Origin of the sequence: Pedobacter sp. ASV28 (assembly GCF_016428855.1) — a bacterium.
Taxonomy (GTDB): domain Bacteria; phylum Bacteroidota; class Bacteroidia; order Sphingobacteriales; family Sphingobacteriaceae; genus Pedobacter.
The window spans coordinates 13904-34587 of sequence record NZ_JAELTN010000040.1 but is presented as its reverse complement, the minus strand read 5'-3'; the positions used below and the strand labels follow the sequence as shown (position 1 = coordinate 34587).

21 protein-coding genes are annotated in these 20684 nt (G+C 38.5%); 12 read left to right on the top strand and 9 right to left on the bottom strand.

Features of this window, described 5'->3' with window-relative positions; genetic code table 11:
• Nucleotides 1-16 precede the first annotated feature (16 nt).
• From JHD79_RS15005 to JHD79_RS14990, 4 genes are all read left to right on the top strand, one after another.
• Nucleotides 17-1054: an HlyD family secretion protein gene (locus JHD79_RS15005; protein WP_199120113.1), complete on the top strand. Its 1038-nt coding sequence runs from the start codon at nt 17-19 to the stop codon at nt 1052-1054.
• 308 nt (nt 1055-1362) lie between these two features.
• Entirely contained in the window at nt 1363-2910 is a 1548-nt protein-coding gene (locus JHD79_RS15000) for a DHA2 family efflux MFS transporter permease subunit (protein ID WP_199120112.1), read from the top strand.
• A 119-nt stretch (nt 2911-3029) separates the two neighbouring features.
• Nucleotides 3030-4007 (top strand): metallophosphoesterase, encoded by a 978-nt coding sequence (locus JHD79_RS14995; protein WP_199120111.1) that lies wholly within the window; start codon nt 3030-3032, stop codon nt 4005-4007.
• A 99-nt stretch (nt 4008-4106) separates the two neighbouring features.
• Nucleotides 4107-4502 carry an acyl-CoA thioesterase gene (locus JHD79_RS14990; protein ID WP_199120110.1) on the top strand — a complete coding sequence of 132 codons (396 nt, stop codon included), beginning with the start codon at nt 4107-4109 and terminating at the stop codon, nt 4500-4502.
• 129 nt (nt 4503-4631) lie between these two features.
• Here JHD79_RS14990 and JHD79_RS14985 read toward each other — a convergent pair whose 3' ends face one another.
• From JHD79_RS14985 to JHD79_RS14965, 5 genes are all read right to left on the bottom strand, one after another.
• Nucleotides 4632-5141: a shikimate kinase gene (locus tag JHD79_RS14985; protein ID WP_199120109.1), complete on the bottom strand. Its 510-nt coding sequence runs from the start codon at nt 5139-5141 to the stop codon at nt 4632-4634.
• 77 nt (nt 5142-5218) lie between these two features.
• Nucleotides 5219-5665 carry a DinB family protein gene (locus tag JHD79_RS14980; protein ID WP_199120108.1) on the bottom strand — a complete coding sequence of 149 codons (447 nt, stop codon included), beginning with the start codon at nt 5663-5665 and terminating at the stop codon, nt 5219-5221.
• A gap of 6 nt (nt 5666-5671) precedes the next feature.
• Complete coding sequence (locus JHD79_RS14975; protein ID WP_199120107.1) at nt 5672-6727, bottom strand: ABC transporter permease; 1056 nt, start codon at nt 6725-6727, stop codon at nt 5672-5674.
• Nucleotides 6728-7879: a BT_3928 family protein gene (locus JHD79_RS14970; RefSeq protein ID WP_199120106.1), complete on the bottom strand. Its 1152-nt coding sequence runs from the start codon at nt 7877-7879 to the stop codon at nt 6728-6730. It lies immediately after the preceding gene.
• A 102-nt stretch (nt 7880-7981) separates the two neighbouring features.
• Nucleotides 7982-8524 (bottom strand): DUF1599 domain-containing protein, encoded by a 543-nt coding sequence (locus tag JHD79_RS14965; protein WP_199120105.1) that lies wholly within the window; start codon nt 8522-8524, stop codon nt 7982-7984.
• A 55-nt stretch (nt 8525-8579) separates the two neighbouring features.
• Here JHD79_RS14965 and folP point away from each other — a divergent pair, with 55 nt between their 5' ends.
• From folP to JHD79_RS14940, 5 genes are all read left to right on the top strand, one after another.
• Nucleotides 8580-9443: a dihydropteroate synthase gene (gene folP / locus JHD79_RS14960; protein WP_370583340.1), complete on the top strand. Its 864-nt coding sequence runs from the start codon at nt 8580-8582 to the stop codon at nt 9441-9443.
• Between the two features lie 136 nt (nt 9444-9579).
• Nucleotides 9580-10371: a diadenylate cyclase CdaA gene (cdaA, locus tag JHD79_RS14955; protein ID WP_199120104.1), complete on the top strand. Its 792-nt coding sequence runs from the start codon at nt 9580-9582 to the stop codon at nt 10369-10371.
• Between the two features lie 131 nt (nt 10372-10502).
• Nucleotides 10503-11015, top strand: coding sequence for a ClbS/DfsB family four-helix bundle protein (locus tag JHD79_RS14950; RefSeq protein WP_199120103.1), 513 nt, complete (start codon nt 10503-10505; stop codon nt 11013-11015).
• 258 nt (nt 11016-11273) lie between these two features.
• Nucleotides 11274-12029 carry a suppressor of fused domain protein gene (locus JHD79_RS14945; RefSeq protein WP_199120102.1) on the top strand — a complete coding sequence of 252 codons (756 nt, stop codon included), beginning with the start codon at nt 11274-11276 and terminating at the stop codon, nt 12027-12029.
• A gap of 219 nt (nt 12030-12248) precedes the next feature.
• Nucleotides 12249-13658 carry an MFS transporter gene (locus tag JHD79_RS14940; RefSeq protein WP_233164723.1) on the top strand — a complete coding sequence of 470 codons (1410 nt, stop codon included), beginning with the start codon at nt 12249-12251 and terminating at the stop codon, nt 13656-13658.
• Nucleotides 13659-13936: 278 nt separating this feature from the next.
• Here the strand turns inward: JHD79_RS14940 and JHD79_RS14935 are convergent, their stop codons facing one another.
• From JHD79_RS14935 to JHD79_RS14925, 3 genes are all read right to left on the bottom strand, one after another.
• Nucleotides 13937-14347: a BrxA/BrxB family bacilliredoxin gene (locus JHD79_RS14935; RefSeq protein WP_199120101.1), complete on the bottom strand. Its 411-nt coding sequence runs from the start codon at nt 14345-14347 to the stop codon at nt 13937-13939.
• Nucleotides 14348-14472: 125 nt separating this feature from the next.
• A complete protein-coding gene (locus JHD79_RS14930; RefSeq protein WP_199120100.1) occupies nt 14473-14913 on the bottom strand; it encodes a CCC motif membrane protein in 441 nt (146 codons plus the stop codon).
• A 4-nt stretch (nt 14914-14917) separates the two neighbouring features.
• Nucleotides 14918-15301, bottom strand: coding sequence for a DUF2752 domain-containing protein (locus tag JHD79_RS14925; RefSeq protein WP_370583339.1), 384 nt, complete (start codon nt 15299-15301; stop codon nt 14918-14920).
• A gap of 338 nt (nt 15302-15639) precedes the next feature.
• On the opposite strand from JHD79_RS14925, the gene ahcY reads away from it, so the two are divergent.
• The 3 genes from ahcY (at nt 15640) to JHD79_RS14910 (ending at nt 18712) form a co-directional block, all read left to right on the top strand.
• A complete protein-coding gene (ahcY, locus tag JHD79_RS14920) occupies nt 15640-16956 on the top strand; it encodes an adenosylhomocysteinase (protein ID WP_199120099.1) in 1317 nt (438 codons plus the stop codon).
• A gap of 236 nt (nt 16957-17192) precedes the next feature.
• Nucleotides 17193-18221, top strand: coding sequence for a fatty acid desaturase (locus tag JHD79_RS14915; RefSeq protein ID WP_199120098.1), 1029 nt, complete (start codon nt 17193-17195; stop codon nt 18219-18221).
• Between the two features lie 128 nt (nt 18222-18349).
• Entirely contained in the window at nt 18350-18712 is a 363-nt protein-coding gene (locus JHD79_RS14910) for a DUF6370 family protein (RefSeq protein ID WP_199120097.1), read from the top strand.
• 2 nt (nt 18713-18714) lie between these two features.
• Here JHD79_RS14910 and JHD79_RS14905 read toward each other — a convergent pair whose 3' ends face one another.
• Entirely contained in the window at nt 18715-20601 is a 1887-nt protein-coding gene (locus JHD79_RS14905; protein ID WP_199120096.1) for a tetratricopeptide repeat-containing sensor histidine kinase, read from the bottom strand.
• Between the last annotated feature and the right edge of the window lie 83 nt (nt 20602-20684).

Sequence of the window (20684 nt, the reverse complement as noted above, 5' to 3'; positions counted from 1 at the left end):
TTAAACACATCATATAATGACAAACCCAGCAAAAAAGAAAAACAAAGTCATTCCAATCATACTTGGCGTGCTGATTATTATCGGCGCCGTATTTGGCATTACCGAATACAACTACTATAGCAAACACGTAGATACCGATGATGCGCAGATAGATGGCGACATCAGTCCGGTTATTGCCAGGGTTAGTGGCTATGTGAAGGATATCAACTTTGAAGAAAACACCAAAGTTAACCAAGGTCAGGTATTGGTTACACTCGATGATAACGACTATAAGATTAAACTGGAACAGGCACAGGCAGGTCGAGTTGCTGCAAATGCAGGCGTTGGTGTATCCCAATCGCAGATTGTTGCCACCTCTGCAAATACCAGTATTGCCAAAGCAAATATACAAGCAGCCAAAGTTAAGCTAGAACTTGCACAAAAAGATTTTGACCGTTACGCAAACCTGGTTAAGGATGGATCCATTACCAAGCAGGCATTTGACCAGGCAAAAGCCCAAAAAGAAAGTGCTCAGGCCGCTTATGATGCTGCAGTTGATCAATATAATGCCACTTTAAAACAAGTTGGCACTACACAATCACAGTTAACGGTAAGCAATTCTGGAGTGAGCCAACGTCAGGCTGATGTTGATTTTGCCAAACTTCAATTATCCTATACCCAAATACAAGCCCCAACTACAGGTATTGTTTCCAGGAAAAACTTACAAAAGGGACAATTGGTGCAAGCAGGGCAATCGTTATTCTCTATTGTAAATGAAAATAGCATTTATGTAACTGCCAATTTTAAAGAAACCCAATTAGAAAAAATACGCATCGGCCAAAAAGTTAAAATCGATGTAGATGCCTATCCTGATCAGGATATCGAGGGAGAAGTTTACAATTTCGCCCCTATTACTGGCGCCAAGGGCGCTTTACTACCTCCTGATAATGCTACAGGAAACTTTGTAAAGGTAGTACAACGTATACCTGTAAAGATAAAATTTACCACTAAAGATAAAAGTGTGCTTGAAAAATTACGCCCTGGAATGAGTGTAAAAGTTTCTGTAACCATATAAAAACAACCTTGGACTGTCAACTAAATGCTTAGCAAAGCTTTTTTTAATTTACTAAAATTGCCCTTAACCTTTGTCTCTACAACGCAACTAAGCATTAAGTTTATAAAAAAGTACTAGGACCTTTTCTTCATTTTGGTCGCTAAAAAAACGAAGTGCTTCTTCATAGACACTTAAAAATAACAACCAAAAAATGAAGTGCCAATGCCCGGCATAAGGGCAAAAAGGTTGTGAATAGGCCTAATGCTATTTTTAGCAAAGCATGCAAAAGGAGTAACGCCACAACTCACTTTATTTAAAACAACATTATAATGGCCGAAGTAGGTTTAAAAAAATGGGTCATTACGTTTACGGTGATTACCGCTTCATTATTGGAGTTGATCGATACCACCATTGTAAACGTAGCGCTACCCCAAATACAGGGTAACCTGGGTGCAACATTAGAAGATGTGGCCTGGTTATCTACCGGTTACGCAGTAGCCAATGTAATTATCTTGCCCATGTCTGGTTGGTTGGGAAGCCGATTTGGGCGCAAAAACTATTTCCTGGCATCCATTATACTTTTCACATTGGCCTCGTTCCTATGCGGCAATGCCACCTCCCTCTGGGAATTAGTTGGCTTTCGTATCCTACAGGGATTGGCTGGTGGTGGATTAATTTCTACTGCACAAGCCATATTGATAGAAACCTGGCCTAGAGAAGATGTGGGTATTGCCACGGCACTATTTGGTCTCGGTGCAGTTGTTGGGCCAACAGTAGGGCCAACCATTGGTGGTTATATTTTGGAAATCAGCAATTGGCCATGGATCTTTTATGTAAACATTCCTATTGGTATACTGGCAGCCTATTGTACGTACATGTTCGTTCGAGAGACACCCAAGGACGGGAAAGGTATGCCTGTTGACTGGTGGGGTATTGCGCTATTAGCCATTGCCGTTGGAAGCTTGCAGACCTTATTGGAAAAAGGAGAAAGCGAAGACTGGTTTGCTACGCCTTATATTACCGTATTGGCGGTAAGCTCTGTTTTTGGTCTCTTACTTTTTATATGGCGAGAATTGAGCACGGATCATCCTATCGTGAATTTTAAAATCATGAGACATAGGAGTTTTTCTATTGGTATGTTTACCTCGTTTGTATTAGGTTTTGGACTATATGGTTCTGTGTTTGTTTTTCCAATTTTCTGTCAGAATTTATTAGGATTTTCGGCACTGCAAACCGGCAAAATTTTCATAGCAGGAGGATTATGTACCATTGCCATGATGCCTTTCATTGGTATTATGCTTAAAAAAGGTGTTCCTGCACAATTTATGGCCACCGGCGGTATGTTGTTGTTCTTCATTTTTTGTCATATGCTCAGCAAATCTACCTTATCATCGGGTACCGACCAGTTTTTTTGGCCTTTGGTAATTAGGGGCTTTGGTATGGCCTTGTTATTCGTGCCTTTAACCACATTGGCCATACAAGACCTGAAAGGTGCCGAAATAGGTCAAGGTTCTGGTTTAAACAACATGATGCGCCAACTTGGCGGTTCTTTTGGAATTGCAGCACTAACTACACTGATTCATGTTAGACAAGGCTTCCATCGTAGCAATCTACTGGTCAATATTAATGAGTACAACCCTGCATTTACTGAAAGGTTAAACGCTTATATCCATAACTTCATGACCAAGGGAGCCTCTTATATCGATGCAAAATTAATGGCCATGAAAGCAATTGAAGGTGCTGTGATTAAACAAAGTTTATTACTTACCTATAGCGATGCCTATTGGGTAGCTGGTTTGGTCATGCTATGTTCTATCCCTTTATTGTTCCTGCAAAAATTCAAAAAGAATGCCAATGTGCCTGTAGATGTTCATTAATACGCCTATATATACCATAAAAAGGGCTGGTTATCTTTATAACCAGCCCTTTTTATGCCCTTCGTAGATCTGAAAGTACCGTTCAAAGTTTGAACCCAACAATTTCCTATCTTAGCTAAATGAAACCTGGCCTTTTATCCATACTTTGTTTGTTTGCATTCGTCTGTTCATCATGGCAACGCCCCATTTCTTTTAAGCCTTCAAAAAACACCTTTACAATTGCTGTTATCAGCGATTTAAACTCGAGCTATGGTTCTACAGTATATCATCCCGATGTTTATGCAACGTTAAAAGAGCTGGATAGCCTCAAACCAGATCTGATTTTATGTGGTGGCGATATGGTTGCCGGACAAAAAGCGACTTTAACTACAAAAAACATCCAGGAAATGTGGAGCAGTTTTGGCAAGCATATCCTCCAGCCTATCCAGCAAATGAAAATCCCTTTTGGTTTTACCGTGGGTAATCATGATGCCTCGCCTTCCTACCAGCAAGATCGGGCACTGGCCAAAACATTTTGGCAAACACAGCAGCATAACCTGGGCTTAAATTTTATAGATCAATCCAATTTCCCTTTTTACTTTAGCTATAAGCAGAATGATATCTTCTTTATCAGTTGGGATGCTGCTGGAGCAAATGTCGACGATAAGGTATGGGAATGGATGAAAAAGCAACTGCAATCCAAAATGGCAAAAAAAGCAAAGCTTCGAGTGTTATTGGGCCACTTACCTTTATATGCCATAGTAGCCAGCAAGAACAAACCTGGCGAAGTTTTGGCAGAACCACAAAGAACCATGGACTTTTTTAAAGAACACCATATTGACCTATATATCAGCGGGCACCAGCATGCCTATTATCCCGCGCAAAAAGAAGGGATAAGGTTATTAAATACAGCTTGCATTGGCGAAGGTCCAAGAGCACTTATCGGCGATACGAGACCTGCAACAAGAGCCTATACCCTTATTGAAGTTCCCTTAAAAACGGCCAAAAACTTCACTTACAAAACCTTTGTCCCTAACCAAAAACAAACTATTGAACTTTCAAATCTTCCCGATTCGATTATTGGTTTCAATGGGGTTTCTAAAAAAGATTTAAAATAGTGCATTACGACCATAAAATTTCTTTCCTTCACCTGAAATGACAGTGTATTAACGAGCCCATAGCCAGAATTACCTATCTTAGTGTTAAATACAATTACCATGAATTTCCATACCAGAAAATGGGTAAAACCCGAAGATTTAAATCCGAATGGCAGTTTATTTGGTGGCAGTTTATTAAGATGGATTGACGAAGAAGCAGCAATCTATGCCATTGTACAATTGGAAAATCCAAAAGTAGTCACCAAATATATGTCTGAAATTAATTTTGTAAGTTCAGCAAAACAGGGAGACATTATAGAATTAGGCATTACGGCTACCAAATTTGGGACAACCTCTATTACCATGTGTTGTGAAGTAAGAAACAAGATCACTAAAAAAAGCATCCTTACCATCGATAAAATTGTTTTCGTAAATATTAACGATTATGGAGAACCCTCACCACATGGAAAAACCAAGATTAAATATATAGACGAGCAACTAGAGAACTTGGGTTAAAGCAATTTATTAACCCTCTGCATATATAATTGGTAAGTGGTCTTCTTTGAGACAAACCTGTTCTGGTATATGTCAAACAAGGCTGCGAAACGCCATGGCATGCGTAAGCTATCTTTGCTCCTTGCTCTTTTATCCTTCTTCCTTTCTCCTAATTCCATCCAACAACATCTTTGCATCTAGGTCAAAAGAATTGATAGAGAGCTTGGCTTTTCGGTAATACTGATTTCTTTCTTCTAATTTATCGACAATAAAAGTCAACAACTGTTCATCGTCCATTCCCTTTAACAGGGGTCGTTTTTCTCTGTTATGTAAACGTGAAACCAATTGGGGGGCGGTCATTTCCAAGTAAACGGTAATGCCATGTGCATTCATCCAATCCATATTATCAAAATAGCAGGGTAAACCACCACCTGTAGCCACTACACAAGTTTCTGGATAATGGAAAGACTTTAACATTTCACTCTCTAACCGGCGAAAAGCGGACTCTCCATGAGCGGCAAAGTAATCAGCAATACTCATTCCCTGCTCCTCCACAATAACCGAATCAATATCAATTACAGGGCATTCCAATAAATTGGCCAATTGCTTTGCTTTGGTACTTTTACCGCAGCCCATAAATCCTACTAGGAAAATCTTCATTTTTAATAAATTTTTTTCAGATGCTGAACCAAGTTCAGCATGACGTTTTCGACGTCACCCCACCATATGTTATTGTTTTAAAATATATTTTGTCTTTTTAGTATAATATAATCGGTATAAGGCACTTCGTAGCCTGCCTGTTTTAACATTTTGGCTAATTGCCCCCTATGATAAGTACCATGGTTACAAACATGCAACAAAATTTCTTCCACCGTATTATGGAAAGTTTCCCCGGCCGAATTACCGTAACTTACCTCTTCGGTAAATGTTTTAGTGTCTATTATATGATCTAAAAGCTGCATGTTTGTCTGATAAACTTCTATAAATATTTTAGGCTTTAACTGTTCCCATACCGCATAGTTGGGCTTTTCGTTCAATATCCGTTTTGCCCAAATATGTTGTGCACTCAATATATGCCCAAACAATATGTTGGCTTCAGGCACAGAAAAACCAGTATCAGCAAATGCTTTGATAATAATTTCATCTGCTTTTTTTGTATACTGGACAAACTCGTTAAGGTTCATATCAAATTAAGCTAACTTTACTCTTGGATCAATCCAAGCATATAATAAATCCACTAAAATGTTCACTACTACAAAAACAAAGGCGATGAACAAAATAGAGCCCATCACTACCGGAAAATCGGACATTTCTAAAGCATAAACCGTAGTACGCCCTAAGCCATTGTAACCAAATATATACTCCACAAAGAATGAACCAGCCAGTAAAGAGGCAAACCATCCCGAAATAGCCGTTATGACAGGATTTAATGCATTTTTCAGGGCATGTTTATAAATAATGGCCCTACGGGACAATCCTTTTGCTTTCGCCGTACGGATATAATCTTGCGATAGCACATCGAGCATGGCACTTCGCGTCAATTGAACAATAATGGCCAATGGCCTTAGGCCTAAGGTAATCATGGGCAACCATAGGTTTTTCAGGGTCATTACTTCTCCCCTGAACGGATCGTAGCTATATAAGCTTCCACTCATATTGAGCCCTGTATAGTCTGCCAATACAAAACCAAAGAACCAGGCAATAATGATACCTGCAAAAAAAGCAGGTGCCGATATGCCCAAAATGGCAAAAATATTAGCCGCTTTATCTATCCATGTACCTTTATAAACTGCAGAAAGTACCCCTAAGAAAACACCGATGATGGTCGCAAAGATCATGGCCGTTAAAGCCAACACAAAGGTATTCGGTACCGTTTCAGAAAGTATGGCCGTAACATCCCGCTTGGTTTGGTAAGAACGCCGCAGGTAAGGCTTTTTAAGTACGATGACATCATTCCCTAATGTAAAAAGTTTCATATAATGATATTTCTCCTGATTTTCTGGGGTATAAGGATGAATACTTAGGGGAGACAGGTCATTTACATACAAAAAGAACTGTATGGGTTTTGATTTATCCAGTCCAAATTCCTTGCGTACCGCCTCTAGCGATTGTACATCAGAACGTTGTCCCATGGTCATTCTTGCGGGATCTCCAGGTAGGATATTAAAAAGTACAAAAACCACCAGCACTACTCCTGCCATTACCGCAAGACCGTATAATAATTTCTTTATAGCATAGGTTCCCATTTATTTGCTAAAGTATTTTTCGGTAAGCTGATCAAATGAAGGAATAGCATGATAATGCCATTTGGCAACAATCACCCCATTTTTTAATAGAAGAACACCTGGGTTTGCCCTTACCATACTTTTCAAAGGCACTGCATCTGCATAAAAAATCTCCATAAACAATTTCATTCTTTTACTGAAATGTTCGGCATCTTGCGCAGAATTAGAAGTTAACAGCACTGTACGGATATTAAATTGTTCAGTAGCATTTAGTGCCAAAGCATTGATATTGGCGATGGCTTTCTCGCTAGTTTCATTCAGGTTATAGGCAACCACCACCAGATTATAATAGGGATTTTCCACTATTTCCTTGGTATAGTCGGTACCCGATGCATCAGTGATCATCAAATCCTTGATCTTCACTTCATAGCCTTTTTTAATTAGTTTTTTTGATGGTGAACCTATTACTTCCCAATTATCATCTTTCCAAATCTCCAGTTTCATGTAATCCTTATCACTCATGGTTTTGGTCTCGCCAGTTTTTTTATTCTTCAGCTCATACATGATCAAAAATTCATCGACCGCCGCCCCCTCTGGAATTTTCATACTTTCGGGAATACTTGAGCCTACTTTAGAGGGCAGAAAATCTATAATAGGCAGGTAATTATAGGTAAATATTCCAAATAGCAACGAAACGGCAAAAACTGCAGCAAACAGCCCTCGCTGTATACTAGGATTGTAACTGATTGGTTTTATACTTTCCCTGTGAAGAAATAAATAAATGATTAAAATCAGTAAAACCACATCTTTGGCAAACGACTGCCATGGGGTTAAAGGAATGGCATCACCAAAGCAGCCACAAGAGGTAACTACTTTAAATGCGGCAGATACAAAAGTTAAAAAGGTAAAAAAGATAATGGTAGCCAACAGCCCTTTCAGTACAAGGTTTCTAAAGATTCCCAGCAATAACAATGCGCCAAAAACAATTTCGAGAACACATAGCAATATGGCAATTCCCGTAGCACATCCATTTAGAAAGCTCAAGTGAAATACTTCGAAGTATTCTTGCAATTTGTAGCCAAACCCCAGCGGATCGTTAGCCTTGATCAATCCTGAAAAGATAAACAAAATACCTACGAGCCATTTGGCAAACTGAAAAAACACTTTCTTCATGTCGGATTTATGGTTTTAATATTCAAAATTACAATAGGTTAGAGTTATTAGTTATGTACCATTTTTTAACTCTCGACCCTCGTCTTTTAACTTTAAGCCTCCCTAAGAAATGCCCAATTTAATCAATGCAAAAACGGAATAATTTAACATATCCTGATAGTTAGCCTTAATGCCTTCCGATGCCACAGTCTGTCCATCGTTATCTTCAATCTGCTTTACCCTTAAAATCTTCATCAGGATTAAATCCGTTAGAGAGCTAATGCGCATATCACGCCAAGCCTCGCCATAATCATGGTTTTTGGCAAACATCAATTCTTTGGTTTCATTTACCCTGAGGTCATAGAGTCCTTCTACATAGGCCACGTCCAATTCATTGGACTCGTTTGGTGAGAGTTCCAATTGCAGAATGGCCATTACACAATAATTGATAATGCCTATATATTCCGAAACCACATCCTCCCCTACCTTTGATACTTTTTTCTCTTCCAATGTTCGAACACGTTGGGCTTTGATAAAGATCTGATCGGTAATAGATGAAGGCCTCAGTATACGCCAAGCTGTACCGTAATCTTTTGTTTTCTTTAAAAAAAGTGATTTGCAAACCGCAATAACCTGATCGTATTCTAATGATGTATCTACTGCCAAAACAATTAAATATTTAGTGATTAGCCTATTTATTAGCTATTTTTGTTTTTCTAAAATGATGGCTAAAGATACATTTTTAAACCGAAAAGTAACACTAAACAGCAAAGGGAAACTCATTGATTTGAGCCATCCATCGGTAATGGCTATTTTAAATCTGACCCCCGATTCCTTTTACGCTAAGAGTAGGCTTACGACAGTAGACGAGGCAGTAAAAGCTACCGAAAATTTCATCAATGCAGGAGCCAGATTTATAGATATCGGGGCCTATTCTTCCAGACCGGGAGCTATCCACATTAGCGAGTACGAAGAGATCGATAGACTCATGCCCAGCATACAGGCCATAAGTAGGGAATTCCCAGATGTGCTAATTTCCATTGATACCTTTAGGGCAAAGGTAGCCGAAGAAACCATCCATGCCGGTGCACATATCATCAATGATATTGCTGCTGGCAGTTTAGACAACCAAATGTTCGAAACAGTAGCCAAATTAAAGGTTCCCTACATCATGATGCACATGAAAGGCACACCACAAAATATGCAGGACAATCCATCTTATGACCATGTAACCACCGAAGTACTTGATTATTTTGCCCAAAAAATTAAGCATCTGCAATTGCTCGGTGTCAACGATATTATTATAGATCCAGGTTTTGGCTTCGCGAAAAACATCGATCACAACTATCAACTGTTGAGAGAAATGGAAATATTCCATTTTTTAGAAAGGCCTATCCTAGTTGGTTTCTCTCGAAAATCGATGATTACCAAAGTATTGGATATTAAAACGGACGAAGCTCTAAATGGTACCACGGTACTTAATACGATAGCCTTAATGAAAGGAGCCCATATCCTGAGGGTGCACGATGTAAAAGAGGCAGTACAATGTGCAGAACTCTTTAATCGATTAAACGATCACAATTAACTAAAGTTTAATCGTTGAAATTGTCCAAATCGTTGAAATGCATGGCAACCTGTAGCGAAACAGTTAACCAGTTATACAGTTCAAACAATTAACCATCTTTAGGGCCAATAAAAATAAATTCCTATCTTGTACAGCAATGAAAAGCCTTGATTTCGATTTTCTAAAAATTACCTGGATAGATGGTATCGATATCATTCTGGTAGCTATACTGATCTACTACATATACAGCCTTATTCGTAATACCTTGGCAGTAAACCTCATCTTGGGAATGTTTATTATTCTATTGGTCTACTATCTGGTTTCCAGCTTGCACATGAACCTATTGTCGGCAATCATCCACAAGTTTATAAGCGTAGGCATCCTGGCATTGGTCATTATCTTTCAACCCGAAATTAGAAGATTTCTACTACATATCGGAAAAAGTACTTTCCTCCAAAAAAATAAAGCCTGGTGGGGCTATTTATTTGGCAGCAAAGACTTGGAACGGGATAATCTACTGAGGATAAAACCCATCATTGATGCCTGCAAGAGCATGAAAAAAAGCAGAACGGGTGCTTTAATTATTTTTGTAAAATACTATGACGATGAATTTTTCACCAATAGCTGTGAACTTATAGATGGTAAAATTTCGAAACGTTTGCTAGAAAGCATTTTTCAAAAGCATAGCCCATTACACGATGGTGCGGTCGTCATCTCAGAAAATAAGATCAAAAGTGCAAGCTGCATACTTCCACTTACCGACAACGATAAATTACCGGCACAATTTGGATTAAGGCATAGGGCAGGTATTGGTGTATCTGAAATTACCGATGCCGTTGCCGTGATCATTTCGGAAGAGACAGGAGAAATTGCCTATGCCAAGCAAGGTCGTGTACGCATGAACGTGTCCTTTGGTGAATTGGAAAAACTATTGAATAAAGATTTTTAATCTTTCATAAAATCATATCGGACCCTCGTTCACATTGATGTTATTGATTTAAATAAAAAGCTTTTCGGCTAATGATGATCCGGAAATCAAAATATTAAAACAACATTTGGATCAGCTATTAATAATTACCAATGTCGGTTCCAACCCATAAAGAAGAATTACAAAAAACCATACATACTAATTATCATAAATTAAAAAAAGATTTATTGGCTATTCCCCATGCATTTACCACCATGGAAGAACTGGAAGGACATGCCAAGGGAACCTTAATGAGCATAAATGATCTGATGGCTTATCTTATAGGCTGGGGAGAATTGGTTTTAAAATGGAATCAAAAAAAAGAGAATAACGAACAGGTTGATTTTCCAGAAACGGGCTATAAGTGGAATGAACTTGGAAAGCTTGTCCAAAAGTTCTATGAAGATTATAAAAACGATGACTACCCTGCTCTACTAGAAAAATTACATAAAACAGTAACTAAAATTCTATTGCTAGTTGATCAAAAGACGAACACAGCACTATATAAAGTGGTCTGGTATGAAAAATGGACTTTGGGAAGAATGATACAATTTAACACTGCTTCACCATACACCAATGCCAGGGGCAAGATTAGAAAATGGGAGAAAGATAAACAAATTGCCTAACCCACATCATATAACCTGGTTTTAAAAAAGTTATTGGACCGGTTCAATACTAAACTAAAAACTATATTTCCCAAGCGTCATTGCCTACTCGATCCAATGGCTATTGGACAAAGCTGAGGATCGTACTTAATCTGTAAGCAAACACTAAAATAACCCCATTGCAAAGCATGAAAACTTGTAATTTTCAAAACCTCCTCCTATATTGTCTTTCTAAATTAACAACTCACTCCTTCGCATAGAAACATCTAGAATTAGCTTATGACCCAACAAGAAAAATCAGAAAGCGGAATTCCCATTTACCGTTACCACAATCTTAAACCTAAAAATCTCCAACTATCAACCAGAGATGTCCAAACTATTGAGCAAGTTTCCAACCATATTGAGAAACACCTGGGCCAAATTGATTCTGTCTTTCATGAGATCATATCAGATCTCGTCCACATTGATGTGCACTGGGTAAAACCAAGTTCAAAATTCCCTTTTCATATCTTGGTAACATCTGGGATGAGTGATAGGCCAATGACCGTTCCCAAAGGATTGGAAGCACATAAGTACGCAGAAATATGCATATTGCTTCCTTTAGATTGGAACATCGATATAGACAACTATCAGTTTATGCACGAAGCTTTCAAAGATGAAAACAACTATTGGCCCATAAGATGGTTAAAAACCATTGCCAGGTTTCCGCACGAATATGATACTTGGATAAGCTGGGGGCATACCATTCCAAATGGGGAAAATGCAGCACTTTTTGCTGAGGGTACAAAGTTGGGCTGTATGGTACTATATCCGGCCCTAAGCCTTCCCCAAGATTTTTTTGAACTAAATTTAGAAGAGGAGAAAATCATTAATTTTTATTGTTTGTACCCGTTGTACCCAGAAGAAATGGAGCTAAAGCTCAGAAAAGGGAGCGAAGCCCTTTTAAATAAGTTTGAAGAATTTGGCGTAAGTGATATTATAGCCGTCAACAGGCCAAATACTTGTTCAAAGAGGAAACTTTTCGGTTGGCGGTAACCTGATACATTAAAATCCCTATCTGATAACTATCGGCTCAAGCGGTAGATGATGCCAATTTATGAAGAACTACGCAATACAATGTTCTGTCAGTATACCAAATAACAGTACACGAAAACTTGTAATTTCCAAAAGCACATCCTATATTGTTCTTATATAAAAAGTCCCTTCTTCACACTGTACAAAAAAGAAGCCAAGCTGCAATTAAAAAAATTGGATATGAACTTGATGGCATCAGAACAGAAACCAAAATCAACCAAAAAGCTACTGCCAATGATTTTAGCTACAGCTATTTTTATGCAGATGTTGGATTCTACCATTTTGAACACCTCACTACCCGCTATTGCCAAGGATTTGAATGAATCGCCTTTGAATATGCAAAATGCCATCATCAGCTATGTGCTTACCTTGGCATTGTTTATGCCTGTTAGTGGCTTCTTGGCCGATAAGTTTGGCACTAAAAAAGTATTTATTTTTTCATTGGTGCTATTTAGTGCTGGTTCACTATTCTGTTCACTGTCACACAATCTGATACAACTGGTCATAGCTCGGGTAATACAGGGCGTAGGAGGAAGCTTGATGACCCCCGTAGGCAAGCTGGCACTCATTAAAACCTTCCCTAAAAACGAATTGCTTAAAGCCATGAACTTTGCCATTATCCCTGCCTTGATCGGCCCTGTGTTAGGACCTCTGGTAGGGGGCTATTTGGTAGATTATTTATCTTGGCACTGGATCTTTCTCATCAATATACCTATCGGGCTTATCGGTATTTTATTAAGTATAAAGTTTATGCCAGATTATAAGTCTACCCTACTCGATTTCGATTTAAAGGGCTTTCTCATTTTTGCCGCCGCATCCCTGCTACTTTCTATTTCGCTAGAAATGTTTGGCAATACCGTTCACCTAACCTCTGTACTTTTCGCACTGTTATTGGGGTTTTTAATGCTATATTTTTACTATCGCCACGCCACAAAAAATAGCAACCCAATCTTTCCGTTAAACTTATTTAAGGTAAGAACCTTTAGGGTGGGCATTTTGGGCAATCTCGCTACACGACTGGGCATTAGCTCTGTTCCATTGTTGCTTCCTATGATGATACAGATTGCCTATGGACAATCGGCAGTAACTTCTGGATGGATTGTAGCCCCAATGGCCTTAACGGCGATGTTTGGAAAATCGGCCGTCATTAAAATTCTCGACACCTTTGGCTACCGGACCACTTTAATGGCCAATACCTTTATGATCGGCATCCTGATCTGCTGCATGGCCATACCTGTTATCCATACCTCTATTTATTGGTACATGCCCATTATTGCGGTATTGGGCTTTTTCAACTCTATTCAGTTTACCGCCATGAATTCTATCTCCATTGCTGATCTGCGGCAATATCATACCAGCAGTGGCAATTCTTTGGTTTCGGTTAACCAGCAACTGGCCATAGGTTTTGGCATTGCCTTTGGACTTATTGTTTTAAAGATTTTTCAGGGCGACATAAAGCTCATTCATAACGAAATCCATAATGCCTTTCGTTATACCTTTTTGGTGATCGGCGGCCTTACTATTTTATCAGGTTTCGTTTTTAGAAGGCTGCATTTTAAGGATGGGGAAAATATGCGGTCTGCAAATTGATGCTGACCTACCTATCTCCCAACTATTCTTAATGATCAAATTTAGTCATCAGACAGCTGAAGTTTAACTTTAATATATTGTTGTTTTTCAATGGTAAAGTTGAGGGCTACGCCATTTGAAAACTTCGTAAGTACATAGTCCTGGCTTTTTAGCCCTGATCCCTACCAATTGGAAGATTTAGGCATATGCTAAAATCTTACTAAATCAAAAAACATCCAATAAAAAAGGATTAAAGACATTACATCTTTAATCCTTGTTCCTTAATTCTTTATCTATTTCTAGCAGTATTGATCGAAAGCACCGATCAAGCTATCTGCAATCATCTGCGCCGGACGCCCCTCAATTTGATGACGTTCAATCATATGCACTAATTTTCCATCTTTAAACAAGGCCATAGATGGCGATGAAGGAGGAAAAGGCATCATATAAGCTCTTGCCCTATCTACTGCATCTTTTTCCATACCTGCAAAAACGGTAACCAATTTATCGGGATGTTTTGCATTTGAAGCAGCCAGCTTGGCCGCAGGGCGAGCGTTGGCAGCAGCACAACCGCACACAGAATTTACTACAACGAATACAGTTCCTTCGCCCTTAATAGCGGCATCAACTTCTTCTACTGTCTTCAATTCTTCAAAACCAACGTTTGTCAATTCAGCACGCATTGGTTCTACTAAATATTCTGGATACATATCTATTTTTTAAAATAAGGACACAAAAATAGTCATTTTGTACGTCATTGTCCATTTACTTGATCAATGCCCTGAAAGTTAACAATAATATGATATTATTAACATGATAAACTCTTCCTATGCCACTATTGCATGCCTTTAATCAGTTCCTGCATTTTTTGTGGGTCACCTAGTACGCCTGTTCCAAACAAATATAAAATTACCGCATAATAAATTAACGACAGGATGTTCAATACCAAACCTATAATGGCACAAACTCTTCCCGCATTTAAATTCTTATAGGAGCTTTGCGTATAAATATTAGGATTTGCTTTGTACAGCACAATATCCTTACTGCTCAATACCATAGCTATAATAGCAGGAATTAAGCCTAAAATACCATAACAACAACATAGCACAATAGATATGATGCCCAAGACCAGAACAATGGTGGAGTTGGGCAATGCCTGTTGATAGCCAAAACCACCTCCCATTGGTGGGAATTGACCAGGATTGTTAAATGGTTGATTTGGAGGATTGTTTCCTTCTGGTTGTGGAGCTTGTGGTGTCCCTAATTCTTCAGACATATTTTTAAATTAACTGTTGATAATAAACTTTATAAATATAATTAAATATTACAATTGTGGCCGTACTAATGTAAAGTAGCTTGATGAAAAAAGCACCATGCTTAAAATCGAATTTCAAATGCAATATGGTAAAAGCCAATAACACAAAAATAGGAATTGTTGCCGGATAGAGCTTTAAAGAATGGATGAAGTCCCCATTCAACAAAGCTAAAACCGAGCGCTGAAATCCGCAACCGGGACAGTCTAGACCTGTCGCTTTTTTAAAGGGACAAGCTAACAAATGACGGCCCAACCAATGCAATATTCCATCGTTCTTGGCAAGGAACAATAAGGGGAAGCTAATATGAAGTATAAACAGGTGGCCTTTCAAATGTGTCAAATCAATCACAACTGGCCATAAAACCAAATTGTACAAATCAAAAATATTGTTTTAAATTATACTTTGAGAAATAATTAGTTCAAAACTTGTCATTTCGCCACTTCCTTTATGCAACTAAAATCTAGATGACTAGAAAGGCTCTGCTCCCCTATTAGGTAGTTGTATGCAAACAGTAACTGATCACGCCAAAAAGCTAGTGCAGTAATGAACAGCTACTTCTTCATGATCTTAATTTCATAGGGGTCGCTAAATATAGTTATGCATTAAAAAAATGAACTCACAAATTATAAAATTGAAATTCACAAAGTTATAGCGTAAATTTGCAGCTCAATTAAAAATAAATCACTATGTCATCAGTAGAGACAACTTACATTCCTTACAAAGTTAAGGACATTTCCCTAGCAGAATGGGGGCGCAAAGAGATTGAATTAGCCGAAGCAGAAATGCCAGGTCTAATGAGCTTACGCAAAGAATTCGGTTCATCAAAGCCATTAAAAGGAGCCCGTATTGCCGGCTGCTTACACATGACCATTCAAACTGCCGTATTAATTGAAACTTTAATAGAACTGGGTGCAGAAGTAACCTGGTCATCATGCAACATCTTTTCTACCCAAGACCATGCAGCAGCAGCCATTGCTGCGGCAGGAATTCAGGTTTATGCTTGGAAGGGCTTAAATGAACAGGAATTTGACTGGTGTATTGAGCAAACGCTACATTTTGGCCCAGATCGTCAACCCTTAAATATGATTTTAGATGATGGTGGCGATTTAACCAATATGGTTTTTGACAAATATCCAGAACTGATCGCAAACATTAAGGGCTTATCAGAAGAAACCACAACTGGTGTACACCGTTTATATGAGCGCATGAAAAATGGCACTTTGCACTTACCTGCCATTAACGTGAACGATTCGGTAACCAAATCTAAATTCGACAACAAATACGGCTGTCGCGAATCGTTGGTAGACGCTATTCGCCGTGCTACAGACGTAATGATGGCTGGCAAAGTAGCTGTTGTTGCTGGTTATGGAGATGTAGGTAAAGGCTCTGCGGCCTCGTTAAGTTCACAAGGTGTTCGTGTAATCGTTACCGAAATCGATCCAATCTGTGCCCTACAGGCTGCAATGGAAGGCTATGAAGTGAAAAAATTCGCGAATGCCGTTAAAGAAGCCGATATCGTAGTCACTACAACAGGTAACTGTGACATTGTACGTGCCGAGCATTTTAAATCATTAAAAGACAAGGCGATCGTTTGTAACATTGGCCACTTTGATAATGAAATTGACATGGCTTGGTTAAACACCAACTATGGGCATACAAAAGTTGAAATTAAGCCACAGGTAGATAAATATACCATTGATGGCAAAGACGTAATCATCCTTGCTGAAGGTCGTTTGGTAAACCTAGGTTGTGCAACTGGCCATCCTTCATTCGTCATGAGTAACTCATTCACCAACCAAACTTTAGCGCAGTTGGAATTATGGACCAACACAGACAAATACGAAAACAAAGTATATGTTTTGCCTAAACACTTGGACGAAAAAGTTGCTCGTTTACACTTAGAAAAAATTGGTGTAGAATTAGACATACTAGATCAACACCAGGCCGATTACATTGGCGTTAATGTGGAAGGTCCATTTAAGCCAGAAGCTTACAGATACTAGAATAAGCTGGTCGTTGAAAATAAGAAGAACACCTTTTTTAATTTCAACCCTTTATTCTTTCTCTACCAAAAAGAGAGATGCGGTTTGCATCTCTCTTTTTTGCTTAAAAAAAATACGTTCAAAACTAATATCCAAGGGACAAAGCATATTTTTTGCCATTTGTTTGAAAAAATATTCTATCTTACAAAAGAAATTCTTTCTGAATTCAAAAACCACAAACAATATTCTATTAAATAATGCATTTATTCGAAAGAGTTTTACAGCCGCCGGCCTATGGCTGGAAGGATCAAAATGGAGATTTAATTAAACCCACACATAAGCAAATTCTTAATGAATTTTTTAGCAGGCTGAATATATTTAAAGATAAAAGAAATTGGCTCCCGCTATTAAGCTGGATTAAGATTTTATGTCTCATCCCTTTTTTTATCATTTTTTTAATCTACTTTTTGCAATGGTGGACCATATTGGCCGCTTTTGTCTACAGTATGATTATTATGGGCACACATGGCACCATCTGGCATCATCGGTATTGTACGCACGGAGCTTATACTTTTAGCAATAAATACTGGTTGTTTTTTACCCAAAACCTGACCATTAGTGTTATTCCAGAAGAAATCTATGTAATTTCCCACCACGTTCATCATTCACTTTCCGATAAGCCTGGAGACCCCTACAATGCACAAGCTGGATTCTTATATTGTTTTCTGGCCGACGTAAACCATCAGCCTATAGCTAAAGATCTAAATGAAGCTGAATTTAGCCGTGTACAACAGCTCATGGAACATACTGGCGTTAAATCAAATACCTATCTGGAATATCAATATTGGGGTTCTTATGTTAATCCTAAAACCGCTATTTTGTCGTGGGTGCTGAATTGGTCTTTTTGGTATTTGGCCTTTTACCTAATTGGCGGACATGCACTGGCCTGTACCTTGTTTGGTGCAGCTGGTTTTTGGGGTATTGGTGTACGTACTTTCAATTATGAAGGACATGGAAAAGGAGAAAACAAGCAGAAAATAGGAACAGACTATAACCTGAAAGACAATTCTATCAATCAGCTATGGCCCGGAATTGTGGCCGGCGAATGGCATAATAATCATCACCTCTATCCGAAAAGTGCCAGAAGTGGGTTTAAGCCCCATCAAATTGATCTGGCTTGGTATTACATCAAGATCATGCATGCTCTTGGCGCCGTTAAGCAGTATAAAGACTTTAAAAAACAATTTTATACGCATCACTATTTACCTCGGAAATTAAAGCCTTAGGAAAAAACAGCTTAACCAATCAACTTCCTTTAGCACATGCAAATTTCAGTTGTTAAATTCGCGTAAAAACTAGCTTTTTCAAGCCTAAATTTGTAATTTTCCACGCCTCATTTGAAATCGTTTAGATCATGAAAAAATTAATATTTGTCTTTTTTATAACTGTGTTTGGTTTAAGTGCCCATGCACAAACTGCAAAAACCAGTACCGAATCCAAAAAAATAAAAAAACAGATCGTAGAAATTGCCTGCGGAGAATGTCAATTTAAAATGAACGGAAAAGGCTGTGACCTGGCCATTAGAATTGATGGCACTCCTTATTTTGTAGATGGCAGGAAGATTGATGATTATGGAGATGCCCATGGCGATCAGGGCTTTTGCAATGCCATTAGCAAAGCCGAAGTAACAGGGGAAATTGTCAATAATAGATTTCAGGCTAAATCCGTAAAATTGATAGTGCAAAAAGAAAGCACTAAACCGAAAACGCAGCCTTAGCGCTACGCGATATCAAAACAGACCACGAACTCGGTACCCGTTTCATCCGAGTTGACAATAACCTGTGCATTATTCTGATCCGCATATTTTTTCACTAACATTAGACCAATACCTATTCCCTTTTCATCGGCCGTGCCGTAGGTAGAGATCTCTTGTCCCGTTACATTAAACAAAAGCCTAATTTTATCTTTTTTAATGCCAACACCGGTGTCTCTAATGACGATACCAACTTTATCTGGCTTAATAAAGTAATGAATGTATATATAGCCCCCAGAAGGCGTAAACTTAATGGCGTTACTGATCAGGTTCTGCAATATGACCCTGGCATGATTGACATCGGCAGCTACAAAGGCATCTCCACGTACTTCATGTTTAATTTCCACCTGTTTTTCGTTAGCCTGGAAATTCAGGACCAACAGCAGTTGATTGGTCAACTCTGGCAATAAAAAATGAGTCCGGTCTACGCTCACTTCCTCCATTTGGTTGTTGGCCCACAATAAAAGATTATCGAGCATAGTAGCCGTGGCCGTTAATTTTTCAAAGAAACTATCCAAAATATACCTTGCTTCATCTGTAGAAAGATCTCTAGACCTTAACAGGTTAACAGCCTGCACAATAGATACTATTGGACTTCTCAAATCATGGCCAATAACCGAAAAGAGCTGATCTTTTGAATAATTAAGTGAGGCCAACTGCGTATTCTTTTCTAATATCTGCTCATTTTGGATGGCAATGTCATTATTATTCTGGACGAGCTGTTTGTTAAGGCTCTTTATCTTCAGGTTGTTCCTAAATACTATACTAATTAATACAATTAAAAATAGAGATATGGCACTCACCATAATGATCACCAGCTGGCCCACCTTATTCTTTTGTTGTTTAATTTGAATTTGATGTTGCAGGTCTTCGTTTTCTACCTGTTTTCTTTTCAAGTGCAATATATTAACCTCCCTTTCCTTCTTTTCATTGTATAGGCTATCGCTGTATTTTTTATCCAGATCCAAATACTTATAGGCTTTCTTATAATCATTAATGGCCGCATACGACTTATGCAATATATTTGATGCCCGCTGCATATCCCAATAAGCCTGAAGCTTTTGAGCATCATTTAAGGCACGACTTGCATTGGCTATAGCCTCTTCATAGCGTTTAAGTTCATATAAAGAAGTGGCCATTCCCGTATAGGAAAAAGTATATTCCCATTCATCTTTTATGGTATTCAATTTTACGGCAGTATTAAAGAGCGCTATCGAAGTCATTACTTCTCCCTTTTTAAAGGCCACATCACCAAGTCTATTGGTGGCCATGATCAATACCCTTTGGTTATCGCTTTTCCTACACAGTAAAATACTTTCATTTAACGCTAATGTAGCCTGCTTCAAATCATGCTCGCCTATATGACAAAGTGCCACATTAAAATAATTTCCTGCCAGGGCCTTAAAATTTCGGTCCCGTTTATTTGCCACTATAGACTTATTAAATTCTATCAGCGCTGCCTTATAGTTTTCCTGACTAAGATAGATCAGTCCCGCATTATTGAGGGAAAAAGCAATACCATATTCATAACCTATCTTCTTACTGATCTCATAGACTTTTGTACCATACATCAGGGCTTTATCATACTTGCCTTTAATATAATAGGCCCTCGTTAAATTCAACATGGCATTCGCCTCACCAAGCTTGTCACCTATCTGAGCGGCATATTTAAGCGCCTTGTTGGCCAAGAGCAAACAACTGTCGGTATTTATATAAGCATAATGATGCGCAGAATCGTTCAGTTTTTTCACCACATTGGTATCAATGCCTACCAATTCTTGCCTATTTTGCACAAAAGAGCCATCCGCCATAGCAAATAGCACAAAAGCAACTGATAATAAATACGTTAACATGAGAGTTTGTCGGTTAAAAACGAAGTAAGTTAGCTCATTTTTAAGAGAAATTATAATGTGTGGAACATTAAAATTAACTTTGC